The sequence below is a fragment of the Methylopila sp. Yamaguchi genome (assembly GCF_002897035.1).
GTDB lineage: Bacteria > Pseudomonadota > Alphaproteobacteria > Rhizobiales > Methylopilaceae > Methylopila.
Genome location: NZ_BAUX01000011.1, coordinates 87,666 through 111,766 on the forward strand (window position 1 = coordinate 87,666; position 24,101 = coordinate 111,766).

Annotated in this window: 22 protein-coding genes and 1 pseudogene; 4 read left to right on the forward strand and 19 right to left on the reverse strand. The window is 65.9% G+C overall.

Translation table 11 applies throughout. The annotated features are described in order from the left end of the window. Nucleotides 1–10: 10 nt before the first annotated feature. From METY_RS13905 to METY_RS13955, 10 genes are all read right to left on the reverse strand, one after another. Nucleotides 11–469: a PRC-barrel domain-containing protein gene (locus METY_RS13905; RefSeq protein WP_103121987.1), complete on the reverse strand. Its 459-nt coding sequence runs from the start codon at nucleotides 467–469 to the stop codon at nucleotides 11–13. Between the two features lie 293 nt (nucleotides 470–762). Then, the gene (locus METY_RS13910) at nucleotides 763–2,469 is read right to left on the reverse strand and encodes a cation:proton antiporter domain-containing protein (RefSeq protein ID WP_103121988.1); all 1,707 of its coding nucleotides are present in this window, start codon (nucleotides 2,467–2,469) and stop codon (nucleotides 763–765) included. A gap of 101 nt (nucleotides 2,470–2,570) precedes the next feature. Further along, entirely contained in the window at nucleotides 2,571–3,224 is a 654-nt protein-coding gene (locus METY_RS13915) for a BON domain-containing protein (protein ID WP_103121989.1), read from the reverse strand. Nucleotides 3,225–4,230: 1,006 nt separating this feature from the next. Continuing rightward, nucleotides 4,231–4,644, reverse strand: coding sequence for a hypothetical protein (locus tag METY_RS13925; protein WP_146035724.1), 414 nt, complete (start codon nucleotides 4,642–4,644; stop codon nucleotides 4,231–4,233). 3 nt (nucleotides 4,645–4,647) lie between these two features. Next, nucleotides 4,648–4,992 carry a hypothetical protein gene (locus tag METY_RS13930; RefSeq protein WP_103121991.1) on the reverse strand — a complete coding sequence of 115 codons (345 nt, stop codon included), beginning with the start codon at nucleotides 4,990–4,992 and terminating at the stop codon, nucleotides 4,648–4,650. Nucleotides 4,993–5,269: 277 nt separating this feature from the next. After that, on the reverse strand, nucleotides 5,270–5,689 hold the full coding sequence (locus METY_RS13935) for a hypothetical protein (RefSeq protein ID WP_103121992.1): 420 nt from the start codon (nucleotides 5,687–5,689) through the stop codon (nucleotides 5,270–5,272). 970 nt (nucleotides 5,690–6,659) lie between these two features. Further along, nucleotides 6,660–9,059 (reverse strand): endopeptidase La, encoded by a 2,400-nt coding sequence (gene lon, locus METY_RS13940; RefSeq protein WP_444849091.1) that lies wholly within the window; start codon nucleotides 9,057–9,059, stop codon nucleotides 6,660–6,662. An 8-nt stretch (nucleotides 9,060–9,067) separates the two neighbouring features. Further along, nucleotides 9,068–9,475 carry an Hsp20/alpha crystallin family protein gene (locus tag METY_RS13945; RefSeq protein WP_103121993.1) on the reverse strand — a complete coding sequence of 136 codons (408 nt, stop codon included), beginning with the start codon at nucleotides 9,473–9,475 and terminating at the stop codon, nucleotides 9,068–9,070. 235 nt (nucleotides 9,476–9,710) lie between these two features. Further along, nucleotides 9,711–9,899, reverse strand: a complete 189-nt coding sequence (locus tag METY_RS13950) for a hypothetical protein (RefSeq protein WP_103121994.1) — start codon at nucleotides 9,897–9,899, stop codon at nucleotides 9,711–9,713. 56 nt (nucleotides 9,900–9,955) lie between these two features. Beyond that, nucleotides 9,956–10,135 carry a hypothetical protein gene (locus METY_RS13955; RefSeq protein ID WP_103122053.1) on the reverse strand — a complete coding sequence of 60 codons (180 nt, stop codon included), beginning with the start codon at nucleotides 10,133–10,135 and terminating at the stop codon, nucleotides 9,956–9,958. 913 nt (nucleotides 10,136–11,048) lie between these two features. Here METY_RS13955 and METY_RS13960 point away from each other — a divergent pair. After that, the gene (locus METY_RS13960; RefSeq protein ID WP_103121995.1) at nucleotides 11,049–11,723 is read left to right on the forward strand and encodes a response regulator transcription factor; all 675 of its coding nucleotides are present in this window, start codon (nucleotides 11,049–11,051) and stop codon (nucleotides 11,721–11,723) included. Further along, on the forward strand, nucleotides 11,720–13,111 hold the full coding sequence (locus tag METY_RS13965) for a sensor histidine kinase (protein WP_103121996.1): 1,392 nt from the start codon (nucleotides 11,720–11,722) through the stop codon (nucleotides 13,109–13,111). The genes METY_RS13960 and METY_RS13965 overlap by 4 nt, the downstream gene beginning before the upstream one ends. Before the next feature lie 127 nt (nucleotides 13,112–13,238). On the opposite strand, the pseudogene METY_RS13970 reads toward METY_RS13965, so the two are convergent. Then, a pseudogene (locus METY_RS13970) lies at nucleotides 13,239–13,640 on the reverse strand (LysR substrate-binding domain-containing protein); the annotation flags it as partial. Nucleotides 13,641–13,921: 281 nt separating this feature from the next. Further along, on the reverse strand, nucleotides 13,922–14,917 hold the full coding sequence (locus METY_RS13980) for an alpha/beta fold hydrolase (protein WP_103121997.1): 996 nt from the start codon (nucleotides 14,915–14,917) through the stop codon (nucleotides 13,922–13,924). Nucleotides 14,918–15,024: 107 nt separating this feature from the next. Here METY_RS13980 and METY_RS13985 point away from each other — a divergent pair, with 107 nt between their 5' ends. Beyond that, nucleotides 15,025–15,969, forward strand: a complete 945-nt coding sequence (locus METY_RS13985) for a LysR family transcriptional regulator (protein WP_103121998.1) — start codon at nucleotides 15,025–15,027, stop codon at nucleotides 15,967–15,969. Between the two features lie 114 nt (nucleotides 15,970–16,083). Here the strand turns inward: METY_RS13985 and METY_RS13990 are convergent, their stop codons facing one another. Continuing rightward, on the reverse strand, nucleotides 16,084–16,629 hold the full coding sequence (locus tag METY_RS13990) for a DUF1003 domain-containing protein (RefSeq protein ID WP_103121999.1): 546 nt from the start codon (nucleotides 16,627–16,629) through the stop codon (nucleotides 16,084–16,086). A 132-nt stretch (nucleotides 16,630–16,761) separates the two neighbouring features. On the opposite strand from METY_RS13990, the gene METY_RS13995 reads away from it, so the two are divergent. After that, entirely contained in the window at nucleotides 16,762–17,253 is a 492-nt protein-coding gene (locus METY_RS13995; RefSeq protein WP_103122000.1) for a TolC family protein, read from the forward strand. A gap of 15 nt (nucleotides 17,254–17,268) precedes the next feature. On the opposite strand, the gene METY_RS14000 is transcribed toward METY_RS13995, so the two are convergent. The 6 genes from METY_RS14000 to METY_RS14025 all read right to left on the reverse strand — a co-directional run bounded on the left by METY_RS14000 (nucleotide 17,269) and on the right by METY_RS14025 (nucleotide 24,089). Continuing rightward, entirely contained in the window at nucleotides 17,269–19,458 is a 2,190-nt protein-coding gene (locus tag METY_RS14000; RefSeq protein WP_244593652.1) for an amylo-alpha-1,6-glucosidase, read from the reverse strand. Beyond that, the gene (locus METY_RS14005) at nucleotides 19,455–20,618 is read right to left on the reverse strand and encodes a glycosyltransferase family 4 protein (RefSeq protein ID WP_103122002.1); all 1,164 of its coding nucleotides are present in this window, start codon (nucleotides 20,616–20,618) and stop codon (nucleotides 19,455–19,457) included. Before METY_RS14005 ends, METY_RS14000 begins: the two co-directional genes overlap by 4 nt. Before the next feature lie 43 nt (nucleotides 20,619–20,661). Next, complete coding sequence (locus tag METY_RS14010) at nucleotides 20,662–21,501, reverse strand: aldo/keto reductase (RefSeq protein WP_103122054.1); 840 nt, start codon at nucleotides 21,499–21,501, stop codon at nucleotides 20,662–20,664. A 47-nt stretch (nucleotides 21,502–21,548) separates the two neighbouring features. Then, nucleotides 21,549–22,118 carry a type 1 glutamine amidotransferase domain-containing protein gene (locus METY_RS14015; RefSeq protein ID WP_103122003.1) on the reverse strand — a complete coding sequence of 190 codons (570 nt, stop codon included), beginning with the start codon at nucleotides 22,116–22,118 and terminating at the stop codon, nucleotides 21,549–21,551. Nucleotides 22,119–22,161: 43 nt separating this feature from the next. Next, nucleotides 22,162–22,464, reverse strand: coding sequence for a putative quinol monooxygenase (locus METY_RS14020; RefSeq protein WP_103122004.1), 303 nt, complete (start codon nucleotides 22,462–22,464; stop codon nucleotides 22,162–22,164). An 848-nt stretch (nucleotides 22,465–23,312) separates the two neighbouring features. Further along, on the reverse strand, nucleotides 23,313–24,089 hold the full coding sequence (locus METY_RS14025) for an alpha/beta fold hydrolase (RefSeq protein ID WP_103122005.1): 777 nt from the start codon (nucleotides 24,087–24,089) through the stop codon (nucleotides 23,313–23,315). Nucleotides 24,090–24,101 lie beyond the last annotated feature (12 nt).

The following is a 24,101-nucleotide window of genomic DNA, read 5'->3' on the forward strand; positions in this document are numbered from 1 at the left end:
AGGCGAGACGTCACGGCTTGTACTGGAACTCCGGCAACTTCCCGAGAGCCTCCTTCGAACCGCCGGCCAGCGTGATCTTGGCGCCGTCATCGCTGATGTTAAGGCTGGCGTAGGGCACCGCAACCAAGTGGCCACCTAGGCCGAGGAAGCCGCCCACCTGAAGAACGGCGAACAGCTCCCGCTCTTTTGTGATGATGAGATCGTCCAGCGAGCCGATTTTTTCGCTCTTGTCGTTCTCGACCTTCGCGCCGATGAGCTTGGACGCCTGATAGCCTTGCCCGACGGTTTTTACGTCGACGACTACGAGACGAACGGCTTGGGCTTGGGCGGCGCCAACCAACCCTGCAAACATTCCGGCCGCCGCCCACAGAACATAAGCTGAGGCGGCGCGGCGATTTAAGGCAGAAACGGGCGCAGAGACGCCGCATCTGGCTCGGCCGACATGTTGCGATTGCTTTGCGGATGCCATGGCATGCTCCTCTCTTTCAGGATCTAATCTGGCGGGTGGAGCGACAGTGACCCTTTGTGGGGGCCATTGCGTTGACGACCGTCAGTTCCTCGAGGAAGAGCTATCGCGCCGCCGCCGGGAGGAGCCGATCGCTGGCCTCTTCAAGTCCGAACAGGCCTTTGGGCGCGCCGGTGAACTCGGCCGTCTCCGCCGCCGGACCCGCATTCGGCGGCACTCCGTCAAAAGAAAATTGCGGAACGCCAAAGCGAAGTTCGCGACTGACGCGCGCCTGAGCCTGTCTTTTGAAGATGAGTTCATATGCCGACGCGGTCGCGTAGCTCTGGGCTAAGTTCGGCCCGCATAGCGGTGACGACGCGCCCTGCTTCCTCCTGGGTCAGCCCGGAAAGCAGAAGGGTTTGGTCGGCGAGGCCGAGGCCGGCCGCCAGATTCTCGGGAAATACGACGCTTGCGCCAGCCTCGACGAAATCTTCGACGCCACGATCGTCGTTGGTGCTGACGATGCACGCGACGGTCGGGTTCTGCCCTCGGGCGAAGGCCACGATGCGCTCGACGATCGGGCGATGGTCGAAGGTGACGATCACCAATCTGACGCTCGTGATGCCGGCCGCCGAGAGAATCCGGTGGTGGCCGGCGTCGCCGTGAACCACATTGTGGCCGAGGCGCTGAGCTTCCTTGAAGCGCGCATGGTCGGACTCGATCAGGATGTGCGGGAGCTTGGCGGCTTCCAGAGCCGTCGCCACCAGCCGGCCGACGCGGCCGCAGCCGCACAGCAGGATATGTCGATCAAGTCCCGCGGCTTTAGCGCGTAGCTCCGTTTCTCCGGCGGTCATCCGCGCGCGCCAGCGCTCGGAAAACCGTGCGAACATGGCGTTGCGCTGGATGAGCAACGGCGCGAGCCCCATGGTCAGCGCCAGAGCGATCAGCACGGGCTGGCCGATCGCTACGGGCATCAGCCCGGCCGCCATGGCCAGCGTCAACAGGAGCAGCCCGAACTCTCCGCCGTGACCGAGGATGACCGCCATCCGGAGCGAGGTCGCGAACGGACGGCCGAGCAGCGTGCAGACGGCGAGAACGACGATCGGCTTTCCGACAAGGAACACGGCCGCCCAGGCGAGAATGACTCCCGGATGCTCGAGGATCAGACTGGGATCGAGCGACATGCCGATGGTGATGAAGAACAGCCCGACCAGCACATCGCGGAAGGGCCGGATGTCGTCCTCCACCCGATGACGGAAATCGCTCTCGCCGATCACCATGCCGGCGATGAAGGCGCCGACCGGCAGCGCGAGGCCGGCGAGATGAACAAGATACGCGGCGCCCAGAGCCGCAAGGAGCGCGGCGAGAAGAAACAGGTCGCTGGAGCGAGATTTCACCACTCCGGCGAACAGCGCGCGCACCACCGGGCGTGAGATCATTGCGGCGGCGACGAGTGCGAGGGCGGCGAGCCCGAGATGCCGCAAGAGGTCGAGCGGCGCGACGGAGTCCTGTCTCGACCAGCTGTCGAGCAGCACGAGCAAGGGAATGGTCGCCAGGTCTTGGAACAGCAGGATGCTTATCGCGCCCCTGCCATGATGCGTACTGAGCTCGCCCTGTTCGGCGAGCTGCTTGGCGGCGATCGCGGTCGACGACATGGCAACTGCGCCGCCGAGCAGCACGCAAAGCCGCGGGTCGAGACCGAACACCCATAACGGCGCCGCCACCGCCGCCATTGTCGCGCCGACCTGCAGGCCGCCGGCGAGAAGCACGTCGTACCGCGCCGCGAGCAGCGTCGACGGCGAGAACTCCAGCCCCACCATGAACATCAGGAAGACGAGGCCGAGCTCGGCAAGGAAGCGCGTCTCGTCGCCCGCCGCGATCAGGTCAAGAGCATGCGGGCCGATCGCCACGCCGGCGACCAGATAGCCCATGACCGCGGGCGCCCCCCATGCCGCGAACAAGCCGACGGCGAGGGCCGAAGCGAGGACCAAGAGCAGGCTCTGGGTGAGCAGGGCGTCATTCATGGCGGGTTGCGGTTCCCAGGCTGGCCGCCTGCGGCGTCAGCGGGTCAGACGTTCGGCCCGACGCATCCGCCGGGCCGTCGCGAACCGAAGCCGCCTCAAGATCAGATGCGAATCGTGATGCGGTTTTCGACCTTGGTGACGCCGGGGGCGCGCCAGGCCGCGCGTTCGGCTTCCTGCCGCTCGGCCCAAGATCTGACGGAGCCCCTGAGGATCACCTCGCTCCCGTGAGCTTCAACGGTGACCTGGTCGGCGTCGACTTCCGCGCTGCGGCGAAAGGCGTCCTCGATCTTGGCCTTGATCTCCGTCGCGCTGACGCGCGGCTTGAGGACGATCATGTTGCTGACGCCCTTGATGCCGCGAACGCGCCGCACGGCGTCTTCCGCGCGCGCGCGCTGGTAGTTCCATTCCGCACTGCCTTCGAGCGTGACCCAGCCGTCCTTCACCACCACCTTCATGGTCTCGTGAGAGAAGGGCAGCTCGTTTTTAAGCGCCGCCACCGCGTCGCGCGCGAGCTCCGGATCGGGCCGTTCGCTGCCGCTCGGCAGACGCACTACGATGTCGTTGGCCACGCCCATCACGCCGCTGACGCGCTTCACGTCACGTTCGGCCTGCCATTTCTGCGTAAAGCTGCGGACGAAGCCGGTCAGGGTGACGACCCCGCCTTTGACCGACACGGCGATGTCGGTCGCGTCGATATCGGCATCCCATTTGAGTTCGGCTTCCACGTCGCGTTTGATGTCGGCGTCGGATTTCATCTCGCTCTCCCGTGCTGTCGATCAGCTTTGGAACCGCAGGCGCGGTCGTGGGCTGCGTAGCCTCAGGCTGGCTTGGACGTCGCGGGGGCGCCTTGACGGTCGTCAGCTTTCCCCGGCCAAGCCTCTTCGATGAGCGTCATGAGGGCACGCGCTGCTGAAGGATCGCCTCCAAGCGACGGAAGCGCTCTTCAAAGCGTCGACTATGCTTGTCGAACGCCACGCCCCGCGGGGAGCTGCGAGAACCACCGCGTGATGACGCGGGAGCGAGATCAAGCCATTGCGACTCGCGTTCATGGCAGTCTCCGGACATGCAAGGCCCGCCCGAGGGCGGGCGGGGGAGCATGATAAGGTGGCCTGCCTGAGCGAGACGCGATCCAGATATTTTGGTATTCACACTGCATCGCTGAAGACTTTACGGCTCTCAGCGACTGAGAGACGTTCGTGCTCCCGCCTAAAAACGGGAGATTTCAATGCCGAAGTTTCATTTTAACATCTATGATGGCATAACTTTGCTAGATGAGACAGGCATAGAACTGCCCTGATCTGACGTTCCGCCGAGAGGCGATCCGCTACGCGGCCACTCTGCTCGAAACTGCGGGCAAAAAGGATAGGCTTGGGCAGGACTAGTGGATGGAGGTTACTGACAGCGAGGGGTTGATGATGTTCCGGCTCGACTTTGTCGTGACGGATGCACCTGCGGCCGCAAGCGCCTCAAAACAGAAAGCCTAGCGTGGCGCTGTCGTCTGTTCATCGAATTTTCTCCTGTCGTCACCCGCCCTGCCCGACGGGTTGGCATCGGCCAGTCGGCGATAAGCAGCAGCCTCGCGGCTTCGAATATTGACTGGCGACGAGTTGCTCACGCGCGCGCCCGACCCATAGACCAGGTTCAAGCGCCGCTTCGTAAAATGAATCGAAGATCTTCGGCCACTCGAGCATCGGCGCGCCTCCGGATGGCGTGCACATTCTCATGGATTGCATAGAGGCTTCAACGCAGCCGGAGACTGGATCAGCCGGCTGTCAGGGCCTCAGGCGCGTTCTCGGTCAGCTCCGACATGGAGAAGCTGCGGATGCGCTCGATCTCTTCGGCGGGGATGTCATCCTCGTCGCGATCGCAGATCCGCGAGAGCGCAATCGGCTGCAGCGCCCATTCCGCCATGCGCAGGTAAAGCACCGTCCCTTTCGAGGCTCCCTCCTCTAGGTCGGCCAGGTGCCGTTCCTCGAGGTTCGCCGTGGCGAGCGCCTCCATGATCTGGTCTCCGTGGGGCAGCGTCTCGTGCTGATGGAGAACCAGAAATTTGGTGTTCTCGCGGGTGAGGAAGCTCCCCGTGAGCGCGCGTTTCACCCAAGGACGGGCCGCTCCGGCTGAGATGTTCTCCAGGATCGTAGCAGCGCCCAGGCGCACGAACGGTCGGTCAACCACGATCTACTCGAAATATGCGTGCCAGAGCTCAACGTCGAATGACACGGGGAGCGGCTTAAGGCCGAACTGGAGGAGGTCGCTGGCGGCCACAAGGTAGTGCAGCTCCTCCTCGCTCGCGAAGTCGACGAGAAAGGCGCGAAGCCGGCGCCGGCGAGCAAGATCCGGGTGGGCGGCGGCGGACAGGAAGTACCGTTGGACGCCCCGGGTGAGGTGGTATTGAAACGAGAGGTAGCGGATGTACTGATCGACGGTGGTTTTGCCGCCGTTGCTCAGCACGCTCTGAAAAAGTTCGGCGAATAGGACCTGCGCATCTGCGATGCGCCCTTCAATGCGTTCCATGTCGGTCACGCGAGCGTTTGTGAAGCTGCGGATTTGTAGGGCCGTTCGGCAACCGGGGCGTCCCTTGTGTCGAGCAACATTGTAAAAAGCCCACCCGCGCAAGCATCCTCGGAATAGAAACCGGTCTCGATGAACCCCTGGCGCTGGAAGAACGGGATTAGGGATTGGGCGGTCTGCATCAGGCAGTAGCGCCAGCCGCTACTGACCGCCTGCAACCGGGTGAACGCTATCAGGTCGACGGCATGACGCCAGGAGTGCCGCGGATCGCGAACGAGACGGGTGCAGGTCAGGGGCGCTCTGGATCGATGCAAAGGACCCGCGCCGTCGCCTGAAAGTGCTCCGCGCGCGGATGCTCCGAGCCAAGGACCGGGCCGACCCTCATGGCGGCTGTAATCCCTAGGCTGTCAACCGCGTAAATGTTGACCGAAGAGAAGTCCGGTGCCTCAAGGAGGCAGCATGGCACGCTGACCGCTGAAGAGTAGCGCTTGCCCTGAGCCTGGACGAACTGCCGGTGCCGCAAAGCGCCAATCTGGCGAAGTCGCCCGAAGGTGTCCGCGACCCGCACGTGCGGGAAAGCGACGCGGTTCTCGACTAGCGCATCGCGAAGTGGAAGAGGCGACAGTTCCTTAAAGGTTTTGGTAGTCGAAAGGATTTCTGCGTAGGGCGCGAGGTCAGGACGCGCGCCAGCGTCCTCAAGTTCAAGCATCGCTAGGTCGCTCCCGGAACCGGCCGTTGCGCCGTCGCCTTTAAGGTGACGGGCTCGGCCGGCTCTGGCATCAATCATTTGCACTACGTATGGACGCGGAGTGCCGAGGCTCTGACTTAGCGTCAGGGGGTGAGGTTATACACGCGGCGGGCGGTTCCAGGTGCCGATCAACACTGATGACAACTCGGGACGCAAGCGCGTGTCCGCTCGTGGCCACTTTTAGCCACCAAGGTGGCGAAGTCGCGTGTTCCCTTCCGGTACCGAGCCGCCTTCCGCGCTTGACGCTACAGCGTCATGGCATGCACAGCGCTCCAGTGTAACCAGAAGTGCAACAGGCAGTTCAAAGTCGATCGGCATCGTACGTGCTCGCTTTTCTCACTCAGACTCGCAGCGAACAAAGCCCGCCCGGCGGTGCCGGCGCTGCGCTCGCGCCTGCAGACCTTCACTACCTCGGCGAACTGGGTACGATCGAACAAGCTCCCGCTCGAAGGCAACATCGTGAAGCGCGAATGGCTGCGGTTCTACGACGAAGCGCCCAGGGAGCTTGATTTGGGCATCGCGAGCTGGAACACGGCCTTAACGCTCTCAGAAGCCCCCGACTGGTCAGTCGGGACGGTGTGGGGGGCGAAGGGCCTAGATTTTTATCTGCTCAAGTGCCTCCGCATCCGAGCGATGTTATTCGGACGAGGCCACAACCTGGCTATTGGCAGTCGGCCGCGGTTCGTTCCTTTGGTCGCAGGAGCGGTTGCTCACGAAAACCATGACGCTGATGATCGCCATTGCGGCGACAACGAACACGACGAGGGACCTGCCGTGGCTCGAGGCCGGTCCCTCCGCGGGAAGTGTCCTGATCTTCTTCGTGCGTCTTAAAGTCGTCTCGCATCCGGGGTTCACGAAGCCGGCGCCGTCACGCCGTCGCGCGCGGCATGGAAGGAGGTAGCGGACACTCCGATCCTCGGCGGCAGGCGGTCTACTCGGCGGCCTCACGTCGCTCCGCAGGCTCCAGCGCGGCGGCGACGGCCTCGTCGACGCGCTCCAGCCAGACGAACTCGAGCTGGTCGCGCGCCTCCTTCGGGATGTCGTCGAAGTCCCGCCGGTTTCGCGCGGGCAGCATCACCCGCTTCAGGCCCGCGGCGGCGGCCGCCACGACCTTCTCCTTGATGCCGCCGACGGGCAGAACGAGCCCCCGCAGCGAAATCTCGCCCGTCATCGCCGTGTCGCTGCGGACCGTGCGTCCCGTCAGCAGCGAGGCCAGCGCCACATACATCGCGACGCCGGCGCTCGGGCCGTCCTTCGGGGTCGCGCCCGCCGGCACATGGACGTGGATGTCGCTCCGTTCGAACATCCCCGGCTCCACGCCAAGCGCGTCGGCGGTGCTCTTCGTTAGGCTGAGGGCAGCCTGCGCGCTCTCGCGCATGACGTCGCCCAGCTGGCCTGTGAGGGTGAACGCGCCCTTGCCGGCGCTCCGAGTCGCCTCGATGAACAGGATGTCGCCGCCGACCGGCGTCCAAGCGAGGCCGGTCGCGACGCCCGACGTGCTGGTGCGCATGGCGACTTCGCTCTCGAACCGCGCCGGCCCGAGGATCGCCACGAGATCGTCGACGCCGATCCGCACCTGCGTCGCGCTTCCGTCGGCGATGCGCAGCGCCGCGTTGCGCAGCGCCCGTCCGATCTCGCGCTCGAGCCCGCGCACGCCCGCCTCGCGGGTGTAGTCATGCACGATTCGGCGCAGCGCCTCGGCATCGATCGAGGCCTGATCCGGCGTCAGCCCGTTCGCCTCAAGCTGGCGGCGCACGAGGTACCGCGCGGCGATCTCCAGCTTCTCCCCCTCGGTGTAGCCGGCGAGGCTGATGACCTCCATGCGGTCGCGCAAGGGGCCAGGGATCGTGTCCAGCATGTTGGCGGTGGCGATGAACGAGACCTTCGAAAGGTCGAAGGGCACGCCGAGATAGTTGTCGCGGAAGGCGCTGTTCTGCTCGGGATCCAGCACCTCCAGCATGGCGGCGGACGGATCGCCCTGGATGCCGCGGCCCATCTTGTCGATCTCGTCCAGCATCATCACGCAGCCGCGCGAGCCCGCCTTCCGGATGCCCTGGACGATGTTTCCGGGCAGCGCCCCGACGTAGGTGCGGCGGTGTCCGCGGATCTCGGCCTCGTCGTGCACGCCGCCCAGGCTGACCCGCACGAACGGGCGGTCGAGCGCACGGGCTATCGACTGGCCGAGCGAGGTCTTGCCGACGCCGGGCGGCCCGACGAAGCAGAGGATCGGAGCCTTCCCGTTCGGCGCGAGCTTGCGAACCGCGAGATACTCCACGATGCGGCTCTTGATCTTCTCGAGGCCGAAATGGTCCTCGTCGAGGATGCGGCGCGCTTCGCCGATATCGATCAGCTTCGCTTCGGGCGCCTTCCAGGGCAGCTCGATCAGCCAGTCGAGATAGGTGCGGATCATGCCGCTCTCCGCGGCGGCTTCAGGCAGGCGTTCGTAGCGGCGCAGCTCCTTGCGGGCCTGGTCGTCGACCTCCTTAGGCATTTCGGCTTTGGCGATCGCGGCCGAGAGCTCCGCCACCTCCTGCGCTTTGCCTTCGTCTTCGCCGAGTTGCCGCTGGATAGCGGCCATCTGCTCGCGCAGCACGGCTTCACGCTGGCGCTCGTCGAACGTCGCCTTGGTCTGACGCCCGATCTCCTGGCTGATCCGCAGAACCTCGATGCGCTCGGCAAGCAGCCGGGACACCTTCTCCATTCGCGCGGCGAGATCGATGGTCTCGAGGATCTCCTGTTTCTGCTGCGGCGAGACGTCCAGGTACGCGGCCGCAAGATCGGCGAGCGCCGCGGGCGAAGCCGCCTGTTGGATGGCGGCCACAAGTTCCGTCGGCGCCTGAGGCAGGAGGTTCACGGCCTCCAGAGCCTGCGCCTGGAGGTGCAGGAACCGGGCTTCGATCTCCGGAGACCGGCCGTCCGGCTCAGGGATCTGCAGCACGCGGGCCACGAGGAAGGGGGTCCCGGGATAGTAGTCGAGCGCGCGCATGCGCTGCACGCCCTGCGCGACGATGTGGTGCGAGCCGTCCGGCGCGGTGACGTAGCGCAGGATATTGGCGACCGTTCCGACCGTGTGCAGGTCGCCGGGCGCGGGCTCGTCCACCTCCGGATCGCGCTGCATGACGACGCCGATCTGCCGCTCCTCCCGGATCGCCTGCTGGATTGCGGCGACGCTCTGGACGCGGCCGATCGCGAACGGCGCGACGAGGTTTGGGAACAGGACGGAGTTGCGCACCGGCAGGATGATCATCCCGTCGGAGGGAAGGTCGGGGCGCGCGCCGCCGGCAGTTGGGGCGTCGGCTGCGGCGGGGCCGCTCTGATGTTCCATGCTCATGACGCGTTTCAATCCGCTTTGGCCAGCCCGAAGACGAGGCAGCCCTGCGCGGCGGCCCGGCGAACGCCGGCGTAGCGGCCGGCGGGAAGAGGGATGCGGCGTTCGAAACGGCCTTGCGGCAGCTCGAGACGGTGGATGACCGCGTCGCGCAGCTCCGGCGGCAGCGTCCGGCGCCCGGCGACAACGAGCGCGCCGTCCTCGATCGCAGCTTCGACCTCGTCGGGGTCGACCCCCGGAAGGGCTATGAGGATCAGCACCTCGCGCGCGGTCTCGATCATGTCGACCGGCGGCTCCCAGGACGGCGCCCGCGGCGTCGCGGTCTTGAGCGCAAAGACCTGCCGGTGCATGCGCTCGGCGCGCGCGAGGCTCTCGACCGCTTCGGCGAGCATCCAGTTGAGCGGGTCTCGGTTCGACACGTGCGTTCCTTGTTGAAAGATCAGGACGACGGCCCTTCAGATCGGGGCCCGAACGACCGATGACAAGCGGCTGTGCGAGCCGGGCATGCCACCCGTCCCTTTCGCAAGTTTGCGCGGGTCGAAGACGAGCCGCTTCCGACCGTCACGCGAGACCCGCCCGTGATCCGTCCTGGAACGTGATCGCGCGCCGCGCGGCCCCGACGCGCAGGGCGGCGGCCGGCCCGCTCGCTTGGCCTCAGCGGTCCTGCTGATACCCTTGATGCGTCGTGTTCTGCTTCACGTCGCCGAGCTGGCCGCGCTGATCGGGGGCGCTGGTCTCATCGCCTCTGGCCGAACCGCTTTTCAGGGGAGCCCACTTTTCGTCGCCGGCGCCCTTTTGGCTTCGGTTCTCCGCGGGGACCGGCGGCGTCTTCTTGACCGTCATTTTTCTGGCTCCGAGTTGTCGGATTCGGGGTCGCGGGCGTGAGGGTTTTCCTGCATCTACTCGGTCTGAGCGCGTTTGCTGTCGTAGCCGCGCGTCTCCGGGTGCCGAGACTTGTCGCGGTTCGACAGCACCATGTTCTCGCCGATCTGGTCGTCGGGAGCGTCCGTCATTGCGCCCACGCCCGCCTGCTTGCCCTGGGCGCCCGCGCCCATGTCGTGTTTGCTGGCTTTGGCCATCTCGAACCTTTCCTGTTCGCCTGAACCGAAAAGAATCTCGCGGCGAATCATGTTCCCCGCCGCGCCAGCCTCTCCGCTTCAGCGAGCCAGCTCCGCTGAACACCCGCAGAAGCGCCTCCTTCGGCTCATCGGCCGTGAACCGCGAAACGGGTTCCGGTCAAGCGATCGGGTGGCCGTGCATTTCGGAATCAACAATCTGCGCGCCCAGTCGGTTAAGTATGTCCGCTCTTGGCGGCCAACGGCTGTCGGCTGAAGTCGTATGTCGATCCACACGTCTAAACGTCCGATCTTGGACTTCGCCAAGGCCGAGACTTCGCGAAATGTAACTTCTGACGCAGAGCGGCGATCCTGCTCCTAAGGAAGCGCGATTCCAGAATGGTTGCGAACGCGTCGTGCCGTTCCGGTGCCAGGGAAGGCGTCTCATGGAGGACTCGAAGGATCTTCGCGCTGACCTGTCGGCGCGGCCGTCCCGTGAGGGGCGTGCATCGCGCCCGGCTGAAAGGCGGCGGACAGGACTTGCTGTCGTCGGCCGCTAGGTCCTCATGCTTCATGGAGCGCCGAGCGCTCTCGCCAGCATCGATGAGCTAACCCAACCCGCTAACGGTTTGACCAAGGAAAGCCCGGCTGCTCCCCAGCAACCGGGTGACCTCGCGCCGCTCGAAACGGAGAGGGGCGGAATTCCGTTCCGACGCCTTTCCCAGGCGGGGGACGATGCGCAAGGCAGTAGGACACAACCAGCCCGCGCCCGAGAGCCCGCGCTTGTCGACCGACCAGAACCTACTTGCGCAACCTGTCAGTCGGCTGTCGGGAGAAGCGATCGCCAGTGGGTCAGCCGCCGAGACTGAGCTAGATCCGTCTGAGGGGCGCACGCTGCGCGAGGCGAAGACGTGACGGAACGGATGCGTGGTAGCGTATGAGGCTGCTTCTTGTCGAAGACAGCGCAAGGCTGCGTTCGCTCGTGAGCGAACTGGTAAAGGCAGCGGGTTGGCGGATCGACACAGTCGGCGGGATCGGCTCTGCGGAGACGGCGATCGCCAGCATCAGCTATGACCTCATCCTGCTCGACCTCAGCCTCCCGGACGGTGACGGGGTGTCATTCATCCGGTCGATGCGGACCGCCCGGAATGCGACGCCAATCATTGTGCTTTCAGCCCGAAACGCCATCGACGACCGCATCGGCGCGCTCGACGCCGGAGCCGACGACTACCTGACGAAACCCTTCAATAGCCGGGAGTTGCTCGCGAGAGCGCGCGCGATGATGCGCCGCGCGCCGCTGTCGGCCCAGCCGGTGATCGAGGCGGGCGCGCTCCGGTTCGATCCGGCCGACGCCTTGGTGACCTGCGCAAACGAGCGACTTGCGCTCACGCCCCGCGAGCGCGCGGCTCTTGAAATTCTGATGCGGAGCGTCGGCCATGTCGTCGTGACCCAGCGCCTGGAGACCGCGCTGTCGCAGTTCGCCGAGGAAATGAGCCGCAACGCCATCGAACTCGTCGTGTCGCGGCTGCGGCGCAAGCTCGCGCCGTTTCCGACCGGCGTCGCGATCGAAACGATCCGCAGCGTCGGCTACTTGCTTCGTGAAACGACATGAGCGGCTCCCGCGCCAGCAACGAATCGCTTCGGCGGAAGGTCGTCCGCCAAGTCTGCCTGTTCGCGGCGGTCGCGATGATCGCGCAGTTCGCGCTGACGATCGGGCGGTATGCGAGCGACGTGGACCATATTTCGGACCACCTGCTCGACATCGAGATCGGAGCCCTCGCGGCCGGCCTGACCGTCGAAAACGGCAAGCCGGTCTTCACCCTGCCGCGCAGCCTTCGCGCCCGCTACGGCGGCGGCGAGACCGGCTACATCGCGCGCATCAGAACGCGCGCAGGAGTCGTCCTGTTTGAAAGCTGCGACGCCGTTTGCATGGCCGCGAGGCTTCCGCAGGAAACGCCCGACACCCTCTCGTGGCTTCGGCGCAGCCGCGACGGCTATCCGATTTCCGTCGCGGGCGGCCGAACGTTCGAGCTCGCGGGCCAATCCGTTCTGGTGGACATCGCGATCGAGCAGGATCCCGCCGGTCGCGTTTGGTCGGTGTTTGGCGAAGAGCTCGTGGAGGAGATGCTCCTGCCGACGGCGATCACCCTCGGCTTCGCGCTCGTCGCGTCGCTCTTTGCAATCCGCCGGTCGCTCGCGCCGGTGAAGGCGGCGGCTGCGAAAGCGGAAGCTCTCGACCCGGCCGGGCCCTACGTGCGGGTCGAGACGGACGGGATGCCGCTTGAGATCGCGCAGTTCGCCGGGGCCATGGATCGCGGCTACCGCAGGGTGCGCGAACTCATGGAGGCGCAGAAGGTCTTCACGGCGGCCATTTCGCACGAAGTTCGCACGCCGCTGGCGATCGTCAGGCTTGAGCTCGAAGCGATCGACCATGAAAGGGCCAGAGCCGCGATCAAGGAGATCGACGATCTGGTGGCTTTCGTCGAACAGCTCACGGCGCTGGCGCGGATCGAGGCGGCCGAGCGCCCGTCGCTCGTTCCGACCGATCTGGACGGCGTGCTTCGGGACGCGGTCGCCGCCATGGCGCCTTGGGTCTACGACCGCGGCGGGACGATTGCGTTAGCGGACAGCGACCCCGGGGGGCGGCTCGTGTTGGGCGACGCCACCCTGCTCCGCAGCGCTGTGCGCAACCTGATCGAGAACGCCGTCGAACACGGGGGCGCGGGCGTCTCAGTGGAGGTCAGAAGCGGCGAAGGCCCCTCGATCGTCGTGAGCGACAACGGCGACGGCGCGCTGCGCGACGATGAAGCAAGCTTTCTAAATACGCGCAGGGATGGGAGGCTGGGTTTGGGATTACAGATCGTCCGCCGAATCGCTTCGCTGCACGGCGCGAGGTTGACCGTCTCTCAGGACCGCCCCGGTGGGGTGCGAGCCACCCTGACGTTCAACCCTTCGAGCGAGCCGTCGGCGACAGCAAAGCGGAAGCCTCACGCCGTGTAGCGTCGCAGCGTCGTCAGGTCGAAGATGCCGCTCGGCGCATTCCAAAATGAGCCCAGACAGCCTTCAGGCCTGCTAGTTGCAAGCATGCTTGGTTGCGGCCGTCACGCTATCCGCAGGTTGGGGCACATCATTCCCGCCTTGCGTCAGCAAGGACGCCGGACCCGCTTCTAGGAGCCATAGCAAAAAGCGCGTCCCACGGCGTGGGCGACGGAAACACCTCTTCGAGGAAGGCCAGGAACGCCTTCACGTTCGGGTTTCCGCGCCGGCTCTCCGGCCACGGCGCCGTGACGACGGAGCGTTCGACCGCGAACTCACGCAGAATCGGCACAAGCGCGCCGCGCTCGACATACGGCGCGGCAATGTACGTCGGTGAGCTGCCGATACCCCCGTCCGCCGCGAGTATCTCCGCGACTGCGTCGCTGAAGTCTGTGACGATGCCGGCTTCCGGCGTGATCTCGACCGTACGCCCGCCTATTCTGAAGGGCCACCGCTGGGCCTGTCCCGTGCTCTGGAACCGGAAGTTCACGCATCCGCCGTCTCGCGCGCCCGCATCGGCTATGCGCCTTCGCCTCTCAGGGCTATCTGGCGCGCGATGGCGCCCCCGATCACCCGGACGAACTCGTTCGCCATGTTCCGACGCGCAACCAGCGAGTCCGCTTAGAGCATTTGTCATTAAGGACCGCTTCTGGCGCCAAGCGGAAGCGCCTACTCGTCGAAGTTTATCGGATTGCAGCACTGGCAACGCTCGGAATTGAACCCGTAGCGCGCCAGTTTCCGATGATGCGACCACGCTGCTCGACGCTTTACCGGTCACACGCCGTTGCGTTGCAGGAAGTCGCGAATTCTGCCGGCGATCTCGGCCGAATGCGTCTCAAGCGCGAAGTGGCCCGCGTCGATCAGGTGGATCTCGGCCTTCGGCAGATCGCGCGCATAGGCCTTCGCTCCTGGGGGGATGAAGAAGGCGTCGTTCCGCCCCCAGACCGCGAGCAGCGGCGGCTGATGCTTGCGGAAGTAGGCTTGGAACTCAGGGTAGCGCTCGACATTGGTTCGGTAGCTCAGGATCAGGTCGAGCTGGATATCCTGCGCCTCCGGGCGGCGCATGTAGTGCATGTCGAGCGTGTAGCCGTCGGGCGAGACCCGGCCCTCCGGCGCGCCATGGGTCCACTGGAACCGTATCGCCTCGTCGGTCAGCGCCGCGCGGCAGGCCTCACGGTTGTCCGGCGTCGGGTCGCGCCAGTAGCGCTGCCAGGGCTCCCATTCCTGGCTGAGGCCCTCATCATAGGCGTTCCCGTTCTGGCTGATGATGGCGGTCACCCGCTCCGGGTGCGCCATCGCGAGCCGGAAGCCCGTGGGCGCGCCGTAATCGAAGACATAGAGCGCATAGCGGGTCAGTCCCATCGCCTCGACGAAGCCCTCGATCACCTCGGCGAGCCTGTCAAAGCTGTAGGTGAAGGCGGCGCGTGGCGGGGCGACCGTGTTGCCGAAGCCGGCGAGGTCCGGCGCGATGACGCGATACCGGTCCGCCAGCAACGGCATCAGGTCACGGAACATGTGTCCGGCTGTAGGAAACCCGTGCAGCAGCAGAAGAACGGGCGCGTCCGGACGGCCGGCCTCGCGGTAGAACACCGTCACGTCGCCGACTTGTTTGGTCCCGAAGCGCAAAGCCGCTGCGTTGTCGGCGGAAGCCGGCCCCTGATCCGCGGCCGCCGCCTTCGGCGCAGCCGCCGCGTCGATGACCGTGAGGCCCGTCAGGCCCAGGCCTGCAATCACGGACCGCCGCTCAACACCCTTCTCGATCGTCGTCATGGCCTCGCCTTTCGCTTCGCCTGTGTCTCCATCGAGGACAATTTAGTCATTGCGCAAATCCGCATAAGAGACATGGATGGCACTGTGTTATTTCAGGAACTGAAATCATGGACCGGCTCGACGCGATGATGATGTTCGTCGCGACGATCGACGAAGGGTCGCTCGCCGCCGCCGCCCGCAAGCTGGCCTGCTCGCCCGCGACGGTGACGCGGGCCCTGCAAATGCTCGAGGAGCGGCTAGGAGAACGGTTGATCCACCGCAACGCCCGCCGCCTGCGGCTGACGGAGGCGGGCGAAGCGCAACTGAGGGTCTACCGGACGGTGCTGGCGGAGCTCGACGCGGCGGACACGCGGTCGGGCGGGACGATCGACGGGATGATCCGCGTGACGGCGCCAGAGCTGTTCGGCCGGCTGCATGTCATGCCCGTGGTCGAGTCGTTTCTGTCCGCTCATCCCGCGGCGCGCGCCCGAACGCTGCTGCTGAACCGAGTGGTCGACCTGGTGGAAGAGGGCGTGGACGTCGCAGTGCGGCTCGCGCCGCTTCCGGATTCCGGGATCGTGGCGACGCGGCTTGGCGAGGTGCGCAAACTCGTATGCGCCTCGCCGTCCTACCTCGAAACGGCCGGTGTCCCCGCGACGCCCCAAGATCTGAAGACCCATGCCTGCGTCGGCGATCAGGACGGCGACGCCGGCGCGCTTTGGCGTTTCGTGGACCCGGCCGCGAAGCGGACCAAGCATTTCTCCGTGCCGATCAAGCCACGGCTTTCGCTGAACTCCGCCGGCGCGGCAATTGACGCGGCGGTCCGCGGACACGGCGTCTGCAGCGCGCTCTCGTATCAGGTGGCCGAGCACCTCGACGCGGGCCGGCTGGTGACTCTGCTCGACCCATTCGAGCCGGAGCCGACGCCTGTCAGCCTCGTGTTCCATCCGGTGCCGCGCCGGAATGTGACGCTCCGCGCGTTCATCGACCATGCGACGCCGCGCCTACGGGACAGGCTCCTCGCCGTCGCGCAGCGGACCGGAACGCCGCGCAACCGGGTGCTGACCCCGTGACGCTAGCCCCTTTGGAGCTGTGTTCGCGCCGCGGGTCCGCCGGGCCCGTTCGCGGTCCCGTCTGATGGAGGAACGGTGGAGATGACCTGAGGACTTGGTGCGCGCATGCACCGCCTATGTGCGGTCGAGCCGATCGAGAACCTTCTCGGGCGCAATGTTCCTTTCGGCGTCCTTGACTTCCGCTTTATTCCTCACTGGGATGTCAAGCTTATCCGCGATCTCGCGGACCATCTGTATTAGCGTTGTGAGCTCTCGCTCCGTCAGTAGGTTGACGTGCAGATCCAGCTCCGACCGGCGTAGCGCTTGGGCGGCGTCGCGGTTTTGACTGATCAAGACGAAGGTCGACAGAAAGATCGCCTCCACCGAAGCCACGGTGGCGAGAATGACGAAGGTCGGGTCGAAGGGCGCGAGGCCCGGCACCGAGCCGGTGTTGACGCCCACCCATGCCATGACGACCGCAGCGTGAATGTAGACAAACGCCATGCTGCCGCTCACAGCGGTGATCTTCTCTGCGATCGCTTGACCCAGAGAGCTCTTAGCGTCTCTCTCTTCCTTCCGCCGCTCGAGCGTGCCGATGTTCCGGTCCAGGACGGGGCTTAGATCTTCGTTCGCGGTCTCGTGGGTGACCCGGCTGTCAGTTCGATCGGACCCGGTCTTCATCTCAGTGGCAATCCCCTATTGCTCTGGACCTCGTCGCCTCAGGCGGCTGCCCTTGTGGCGGCGGGGGCCTTTCGCCCGTGCTGCGGGAGGTCAAAAGCATGGAGCCGCCGTCATGTTCCGGCACGCTCGCTTATGAGGAAGCGCTTCGACGCCTTCGCGCGGACCGCGATAGCGTTTCGTGGTCAGCGCTGCATATCCGCCTTCGACGAACGAGAGCACGCCGCTGCGAAGGCGCAGCGTGAGCGTGACCAATACGTCGTGGCGTTCAAGTCTTCGGTGCTGACCGCGCTCGAAGACGTCGAGAACCCGCTGGTGTCGCTCGCCAAGGAGCGCCAGCGGAGCGGCCAGCTTGCGACCGCCGCCTCGAGCTATCGCGAGGCCGCGCGGCTCTCCCGGGAGCTCTATCGCGCCGGCTCGGCCGACTTCCTCGACGTGCTCGACGCCGAACGCTCAGCCTTCGAGGCGGAGGATGCGTTGCTTCAGAGTCGAGCCTCGGCCGCAACCGACTACGTCGCGCTCAACAAAGCGCTCGGCGGCGGCTGGGATCGACCCGTCGACGCCTCGAAGCCTGAAGTGGTCGACGCCGCGACGGCGACGGGGCCGAGGCTGGCGGCGCGACCATGAAGACGGAGAGGCGCCTCACTGAGAGATGTGGATCCGAGCAGGCCCGTGGCGGTCGAGAACGCTGACCGTGACGTCCGAACCGTGGCGAAAGAGGCGCAAGTTGACCTCGGACTCGCCCAGTCGCAGTCGCTTGATGAGAAGCTCGTCCATGAACCGCGGCAAGGTCGGGTTGATGAAGGCGATTTCGTCCTGCTCATGCCGGAGTTCCAGCCCAAGGCAGGCGCGCAGCAGGGCGAAGGGCGACGCCGCGGCCCAGGCCTGCGGCGAACAGGCGACCGGATAGGCCACGGGCCCGCGATGCCGTTTCCGGACGAAGCCGCAATAGAGTTCGGGGAGGCGCCGCTCCTCTTGATAGATCGCCGCCTCGAACACCGCTTCGAACACGCGGGTCGCATGGTTCATCAGGCCGTAGCGCCCGAATCCGCATCCGAGCAGGGCGTTGTCGTGCGGCCAGATCGAGCCGTTGTGATAGGACATCGGATTGAACCGCTTCTCGGCGCGAGACAGCGTGCGGACGCCCCAACCGGTGAGGTTGTCGGTGTTCATAAGAGTGTCGGCCACGCGCGCCGCGCGCTCGGGAGACGCGATCCCGGCGAAAAGCGCATGGCCGGCGTTCGACGCCACCACCCGGCAGGGGCGCTTTGCGCCGTCGAGCGCGAGCGCGTAGGTCCCGAGATCCTCGCACCAGAACTGCTGTTCGAAGCGCGCGCGGAGCGTTTCGGCCGCTCTCGACAGGCGCTCCGACTCGCCCGTATGGCCAAGCGCCGCCGCCATCGTCGCGGCGTGGCGATTGGCGGCGAACATGTAGGCCTGCACCTCGCAGAGCGCGATCGGACCATCGGCGGCCGCGCCGTCTGCGTGGAAGACGCTGTCGTGGCTGTCCTTCCACCCTTGATTGGCGAGGCCCTGATCGGTCTTGCGGAAATATTCCAGGAAGCCGTCGCCGTCGCGATCGCCGAAGCGGTCGCACCACTCAAGAGCGGCCTCTATGTTCGGCCAGATCGCCTGCAGCAGCGCCTTATCGCCGGTCCGTTCGAAATACATGCCGGCGAGCATGATGAAGAGGGGCGTGGCGTCGACCGTGCCGTAGTAGCGCCGGAACGGCACTTCGCCGGTGCGCGCCATTTCGCCCAGGCGCCGTTCGTGGAGGATCTTGCCGGGTTCCGCGTCGGCGGCCGGATCGAAATCGGTCGCCTGCGTCCGAGCAAGATGTTTGAGGACGCCCGCCGCGATTTTGGGCTCGATCCAGAGCTTCATCATCGCGGTGATGATGCCGTCGCGGCCGAAGACGGTGCTGTACCAGGGGATCCCTGCGTAGGGATAGGGACCGTCCTCGGTGTTGGTCAGCAGCATCGACAGGTCGGCGGTGGAGCGACAGATCACTTCGTTGAAGAGCGCGTTCGACGTCTCAATCGTCGTGATCCCGGCCGTGTTGGCGCGGATCTGCCGGCGCACGTCGCGAAACGCCGTCAGGAAGTTCGGCGCCGGATCCCTTGAGCCTTCTTCGAATTCCGTGCGCACCAGGATCGAGGCGCGTTGCCTCGGCTCGAGCGTGATGAGGAAGCTCGCCCGGTTTGGCTCAAGCCGCGCGGGCGGGGGCTCGAAGACGAGGCGCGTGCAGCGGGTCACGCCATCGAGGCCCTCGTACCGGAAGCCTGCGCGATCGACCCCGGTCTCGCTTGAGGAAACCATTCCGCGCCTCAGGCGCCCTATGCCGCGCACCTCGAAAAGATCACGGAAATCGGCGTCGAACAGGAAGTCGATCCGAAATTGCCGTTCGTGCGTGTCGAAGTTCCGAAAGCCGATCCGCTCGTAGCAAGCGTTCGACCACAGGAACTTCGTCCGCTCGACATAGATGATGTCGCGCGGGAGAGTCGCCTCTCCCACTTGGCTGTCGGGGTTGGTCAAATCCACCGTCAGCGCGGCGTTGTCGTCCTGAATCGCCGAGCCAAGCAGCAGGAGCCGCCGTCCTTCGAAGCGCATCTCAAACTTCGAGAGATAGCGGGTGTCGTTGTAGAAAAGGCCTTCCGCTCGGCCGGGCTCGGTCCCCATGTCGCCATAGGCGTCGAGCACAGCGAACGCATGGTCCTGCTTCAAGGCGCGCAGCGACCCCTCCACCAGCGACGTCTGAGCCGTGATGTAGTGTTCCGGCAGGTGCTCCTCGCGTTTGGAGCGATCTCCGGCGGGCCACGAGGCGGACTTCATCGAGCGCATCCGGACGCGGGCAGGGAGTATCTCGACTCGATTTCGAAGGGTGGAATCCGGTTCTCCCGACGTCCGCCCGCGGCGTGAGGGGGCACGGAGATCCCGCCGGCCCGAGCATCAATCCGGATCGGGCGACCGCGGGCGAGCAAAGCGTCGTACAACCTGCAATATCTCGCCGCCATCTGCTGGACGGTGAACCCGGCCTCGAAGTGGCCGCGCACCGCTTGGCGCGATAGGGCGCTCGCTTTATGGACCGCGCTTACAGCCTCCTCGACGGAGGACACGAGGAAGCCGGACACGCCGTCGGCGACGACCTCAGGAACCGAGCCGGTCGGCCAGGCGATCACCGGCGTTCCAGCGGCCATGGCTTCGATCATCACCAGCCCAAAGGGTTCGCACCAGTCGATCGGAAAGAGCACGGCCAAGGCCTCGCCGAGGAATCTAGGTTTCTCTTGGTCGCCGATTTCTCCGACGAATTCGATCAGCGGATGATCCATCAGAGGTTTGATGCACTCGTTGAAGTAACTCCGATTGGCGACAGAGATTTTGGCCGCGATTTTCAGAGGCACGCCGGCCCGCTTGGCGATCTCGATCGCGCGATCCGGGCGCTTCTCCGGCGACATGCGTCCGAGGAAGACGAGATGGTCTCCCCCCCGTGGATTCAAAGGGATCAAGTCCGGCGGGAGGCCATGGTGGATCGTGGCGGCGACATTAGCGCCGATCGGCATGCTGAGCCGCTGGCTCTGCGAGATTGAAACGAGGGGGAGCTGCGGAAAAGCTCTATAGACCGGATGACAGTCAGGAAGATCGACCCGCCCATGCAGGGTCGTCACCGTCTTCGAAGCGACGTCTTGGAACAGGGGAAACTGGATCAGATCGGTGTGGAAATGGAGAAGATCGAAGTCGTCGGCGAGCCGACGCACCTGATCGAGCAGAACCAAGTGACTGGCGAGATGGTCCTCGACGCCGGCGAGCCGCAGCGCCTTCGGGCACAGCGGACACAACCGCGCCGAGGTCTTTGAATCGCCGCTTGCGAACAGCGTGACCTCATGGCCCTGCCGCACGAGCTCCTCGGTCAGCCAGGACACCACGCGTTCGGTTCCGCCATAAAGCAGTGGCGGCACGCTCTCCGCCAGCGGCGCGATCTGAGCGATCCTCATCGGCTTTTCCTTGTTGTGTTGCCGCCGAGCGCGCGCTGCTCGTCTAAAGCATGGGAAGTCGACCCGGCCGGGGACCACGCGGGAACGCCGCGTCGATCCGGGCGAGCTCCGCCGCCGTCAAACGAAGCGCGCCTGCGCCCGCGTTGTCGGCGGTGTGCTCGGGGCTGGACGCCTTGGGGATCGCGAACAGCGACGGCCGCCGCAGCAGGAACCGAAGCGCCACTTGGCGCGGGGTCGCGCCATGGCTTGCGGCGATATCTTCGAGAACTTGGCCGCCCGCCGTGTTCGGCCCCGGAAAGTCGCCATGGCCGAACGGGCTGTAGGCGACCGTGGCGATGCCGTGCGCCTCGCACCAGGGCAGGACGGCGTGCTCGATGGCGCGCTCCTCTAGATTGTAGAGGACCTGATTGCAGGCGATGCGGCCTTCGCCGCCTGCGTTCCAGGCGTCCTCAAGGTCCGGCGCGTCGAAGTTGCTCACCCCCCAGGACAGGATCTTGCCCTGTGCGCGAAGCCGCTCGAAGGCGGCGAAGGTGTCCTCGAGCGGGTGCGACCCCGGCCAGTGGAGGAGGTAGCAGTCCAGCCGGTCCGTGCGCAGGCGCGCGAGCGAGCGCTCGCAGGCCGCCACGGTTCCCTCGCGCGAGGCGTTGCTTGGGACGACCTTGGAGACGAGGAAGACCTCGTCGCGCCGCCCGCCGATCGCCTCGCCGACCACCGTTTCGGCGTCGCCGTACATCTCGGCCGTGTCGATGTGGGTCATCCCCAGATCGAGGCCGCGGCGGAGCGCGGCGACCGCGGTGGGCCGGTGCGCGTCGTCGATGTACCAGGTTCCCTGGCCGATCGCCGCGACCTCGCGCAGCGCCGGACCGAAGGGCCGCCGCTCTATGGCCTCCGGCCCCGAGGCGGAAAGCCGCCCCGGCGCGGCGTTGGGGCTCATTGGGCCGCGGCCTGCCGCGATGGCGAGCCGACGCTCGCCAGCAGCTTGATTACCTCGCGGTTGAAGGCCGGAATGTCGTCGGGCTTGCGGCTCGTGACGAGGCCTTGATCAACGACGACCTCCTCATCCACCCACTCGGCTCCCGCGTTTTCGAGATCCGTCTTGAGCGACGGCCAGGAGGTCAAGCGCCGTCCGCGTGCGGCGCCCGCCTCGATAACGGTCCACGGCCCATGGCAAATCGACGCCACGGGTTTGCCCGCGTCGAAAAAGGCCTTTGCGAACGCGACGGCCTTCTGGTCCATCCGAAGCGCGTCGGGGTTGATGACGCCGCCCGGCAGGAGAAGCGCATCGAATTGATCTGGCGACGCCTGGTCGAGGGGCACGTCGACGGGGAGGTCGTCCCCCCATTCCGTGAACTTCCAACCGCGAACCTGACCGTCCTTGGGCGATACGATCGAGGTGTCCGCGCCGGCCTCGTCGAGCGCCTTGCGCGGTTCTGTCAACTCGACCTGCTCGAAGCCGTCCGTAACGAGGATGGCGATCTTCAGTCCGTTGATGTCGGCCATATCGTTGCTCCTTCTGACGTAATCTGTGGGGCGTCCGCCGCCGTTACTTCGGAAGCTTCGAGGCGAGCACGTCGACTTTTGCGATCGAGATTGGCTCGGAGAACAGGTCGGACTCCCGCTCTTTCAGAGCCTGCGCGACGCCGCCGGAAAGATGGGCTTGCCGGCCCCCCTCGTCGGGAAAGGCGTCGAAAACGCCGAACGTCGACGGTCCAAGCCGAACCGCGAACCAAGCTGTCGTCGCCGGCTCCTGCTCGACGATCGAGAGACCGCCGCGCAGAAAGTCTTCTACGTCGGCCTCTTTTCCGGGCTTCGCTTCCAGTCGTACCATCAGAGCTTTGGTCACCATGGCGGACCTCCTTCAGTGGCGAGCGGTTCCGCTCCAAACCCGGCGTCGGCCGCCCCCAAAGCGGAGGCGGTGACGATCGTGAAGGCCTCCTTGCCCGCAGGCGCGGCCGGTTGCCGACAGAGCGCTGAGGATCGGCGACCAACGTATGCGCCCGCCAGAACAAGTGGCCGGCAAGGCCTATGTCGCCGGCGCGGGCCACCGACTAACCACGTCGTCAGCTTCGCTCGCTGCACCCAGTCGGCTCTTTGCTCAAGCATCTTGTAGCCTCATAGCGATGACGTCTTGCTGAACTACGGGCTGTGCGCATTCTTCCGCTTTAGCGCGCCGATCGCTGAACTCAGGACGCCAAATCGCTATGGAGGGAATTAAGCGTTAGTTCTTCGGAAGGCCTATCCGGCAGGTCCCCTAGTAGGTTTCCTTATTAAGGCCGTTTGAGCGCTATGCGCGTAAGCCCTATGCGTTGGTCGCGGCGTAGCGAGGACCGCGAGGACGCTGGCTCATCTCAAGCTGGGGTCACGCCGACCGCTCCGCGGGACTTGGCCCGGACGTCCGGGGCGCAACGCGGGATTGGACCGGACGAGCTGCGGCCGCGCCGCCGAGCAGGAAGCGCAACGCGACCATCTCGAGGACGCCGGCCTTGACCAGACTTACGGGTCGTTCGGCGCAGTGGTCGACGGTACGGCCGGCGGCGCCGCCGCGGACCGAAAGGCGTTTGGAAGGAGCCGCGGCGGGCGACGACGTCCGCCCAGCGATCACGCCTCCCCCCGGCGGTCAGCTGGCGATCCGTCGCCGGCGTCATCGGCTGCGCTGACTCCGTGAGCAGCTCAAGGTGGACGGCTCGGCCGCCCTCAGCGCCCCGCGGCCTTCAGGATAAGCGCTGCGATCGCGTCGGGCTGGGAGATGAGCGACAGGTGGCTCGCCTTGACCTCGATCGTCGTGGCGCCCATGCGCTTCGCCATGAAACGCTGGAGATCCGGATTGATCGTGCGGTCGTCGGCGGAGACGGCGTAGAAGCTCGGCTTGGACCTCCAGGCCGCGTTGCTGGTCCTGCCCGCAAGCAGCGCCTTCTGGAACGGCTGCTGCACGGCGTGAAGGACGAGCGCCTTCTCCCGCGGCAGGTCGCTCGCGAAGTCCCGGAGGAACGCCTCGCGCGTCAGCCGACCCTCTTCGCCGTCGAAGACGATGCCGGCGCTTGCGGGCGGCGTCGGGTAAGTCTTTGCGAGCGCCGTGTAATCTTCTCCGGCGTCGGGGGCGCGAGCGGCCACATAGACGAGCGACGAGACCTTCGGATGGACGCCGTTCTCGGTGACCAGCACGCCCGAGAAGGAATGCCCGACCAGCACCGTCGGGCCGTCCTGGCGGTCCAGCACGCGCTGGACCGCCAGGACGGCCTCAGGCAGCGTGGTCAGTGGGTTCTGCACCGCCGTGGCGTTCATTCCCGCCGCCTGAAGCCGCGCGATGACCTCGGTCCAGCATGATCCGTCGGCGAAAAGGCCGTGAGCGAGGACGATATTGTCGGCCCGGACCAGGCCGGCGGCGGGCGTGGCGAGTGCGGGCTTGGTCGAGGCGGCGGCCGCGACCGCGGCGGCGAGAACGGTGTTGAACGTGCGGCGGTCCATCACGATCGGCTCCTTTCA

What these genes read in the sequence shown, in the direction of transcription:
- METY_RS13905 (WP_103121987.1), bottom strand. Translation starts at nt 469, where the DNA reads ATGGCATCCGCAAAGCAATCGCAACATGTCGGCCGAGCCAGATGCGGC.
- METY_RS13910 (WP_103121988.1), bottom strand. Translation starts at nt 2,469, where the DNA reads ATGAATGACGCCCTGCTCACCCAGAGCCTGCTCTTGGTCCTCGCTTCG.
- METY_RS13915 (WP_103121989.1), bottom strand. Translation starts at nt 3,224, where the DNA reads ATGAAATCCGACGCCGACATCAAACGCGACGTGGAAGCCGAACTCAAA.
- METY_RS13935 (WP_103121992.1), bottom strand. Translation starts at nt 5,689, where the DNA reads ATGCTTGAACTTGAGGACGCTGGCGCGCGTCCTGACCTCGCGCCCTAC.
- lon (WP_444849091.1), bottom strand. Translation starts at nt 9,059, where the DNA reads ATGAGCATGGAACATCAGAGCGGCCCCGCCGCAGCCGACGCCCCAACT.
- METY_RS13950 (WP_103121994.1), bottom strand. Translation starts at nt 9,899, where the DNA reads ATGACGGTCAAGAAGACGCCGCCGGTCCCCGCGGAGAACCGAAGCCAA.
- METY_RS13955 (WP_103122053.1), bottom strand. Translation starts at nt 10,135, where the DNA reads ATGGCCAAAGCCAGCAAACACGACATGGGCGCGGGCGCCCAGGGCAAG.
- METY_RS13960 (WP_103121995.1), top strand. Translation starts at nt 11,049, where the DNA reads ATGAGGCTGCTTCTTGTCGAAGACAGCGCAAGGCTGCGTTCGCTCGTG.
- METY_RS13965 (WP_103121996.1), top strand. Translation starts at nt 11,720, where the DNA reads ATGAGCGGCTCCCGCGCCAGCAACGAATCGCTTCGGCGGAAGGTCGTC.
- METY_RS13980 (WP_103121997.1), bottom strand. Translation starts at nt 14,917, where the DNA reads ATGACGACGATCGAGAAGGGTGTTGAGCGGCGGTCCGTGATTGCAGGC.
- METY_RS13985 (WP_103121998.1), top strand. Translation starts at nt 15,025, where the DNA reads ATGGACCGGCTCGACGCGATGATGATGTTCGTCGCGACGATCGACGAA.
- METY_RS13990 (WP_103121999.1), bottom strand. Translation starts at nt 16,629, where the DNA reads ATGAAGACCGGGTCCGATCGAACTGACAGCCGGGTCACCCACGAGACC.
- METY_RS13995 (WP_103122000.1), top strand. Translation starts at nt 16,762, where the DNA reads ATGAGGAAGCGCTTCGACGCCTTCGCGCGGACCGCGATAGCGTTTCGT.
- METY_RS14000 (WP_244593652.1), bottom strand. Translation starts at nt 19,458, where the DNA reads ATGAAGTCCGCCTCGTGGCCCGCCGGAGATCGCTCCAAACGCGAGGAG.
- METY_RS14005 (WP_103122002.1), bottom strand. Translation starts at nt 20,618, where the DNA reads ATGAGGATCGCTCAGATCGCGCCGCTGGCGGAGAGCGTGCCGCCACTG.
- METY_RS14015 (WP_103122003.1), bottom strand. Translation starts at nt 22,118, where the DNA reads ATGGCCGACATCAACGGACTGAAGATCGCCATCCTCGTTACGGACGGC.
- METY_RS14020 (WP_103122004.1), bottom strand. Translation starts at nt 22,464, where the DNA reads ATGGTGACCAAAGCTCTGATGGTACGACTGGAAGCGAAGCCCGGAAAA.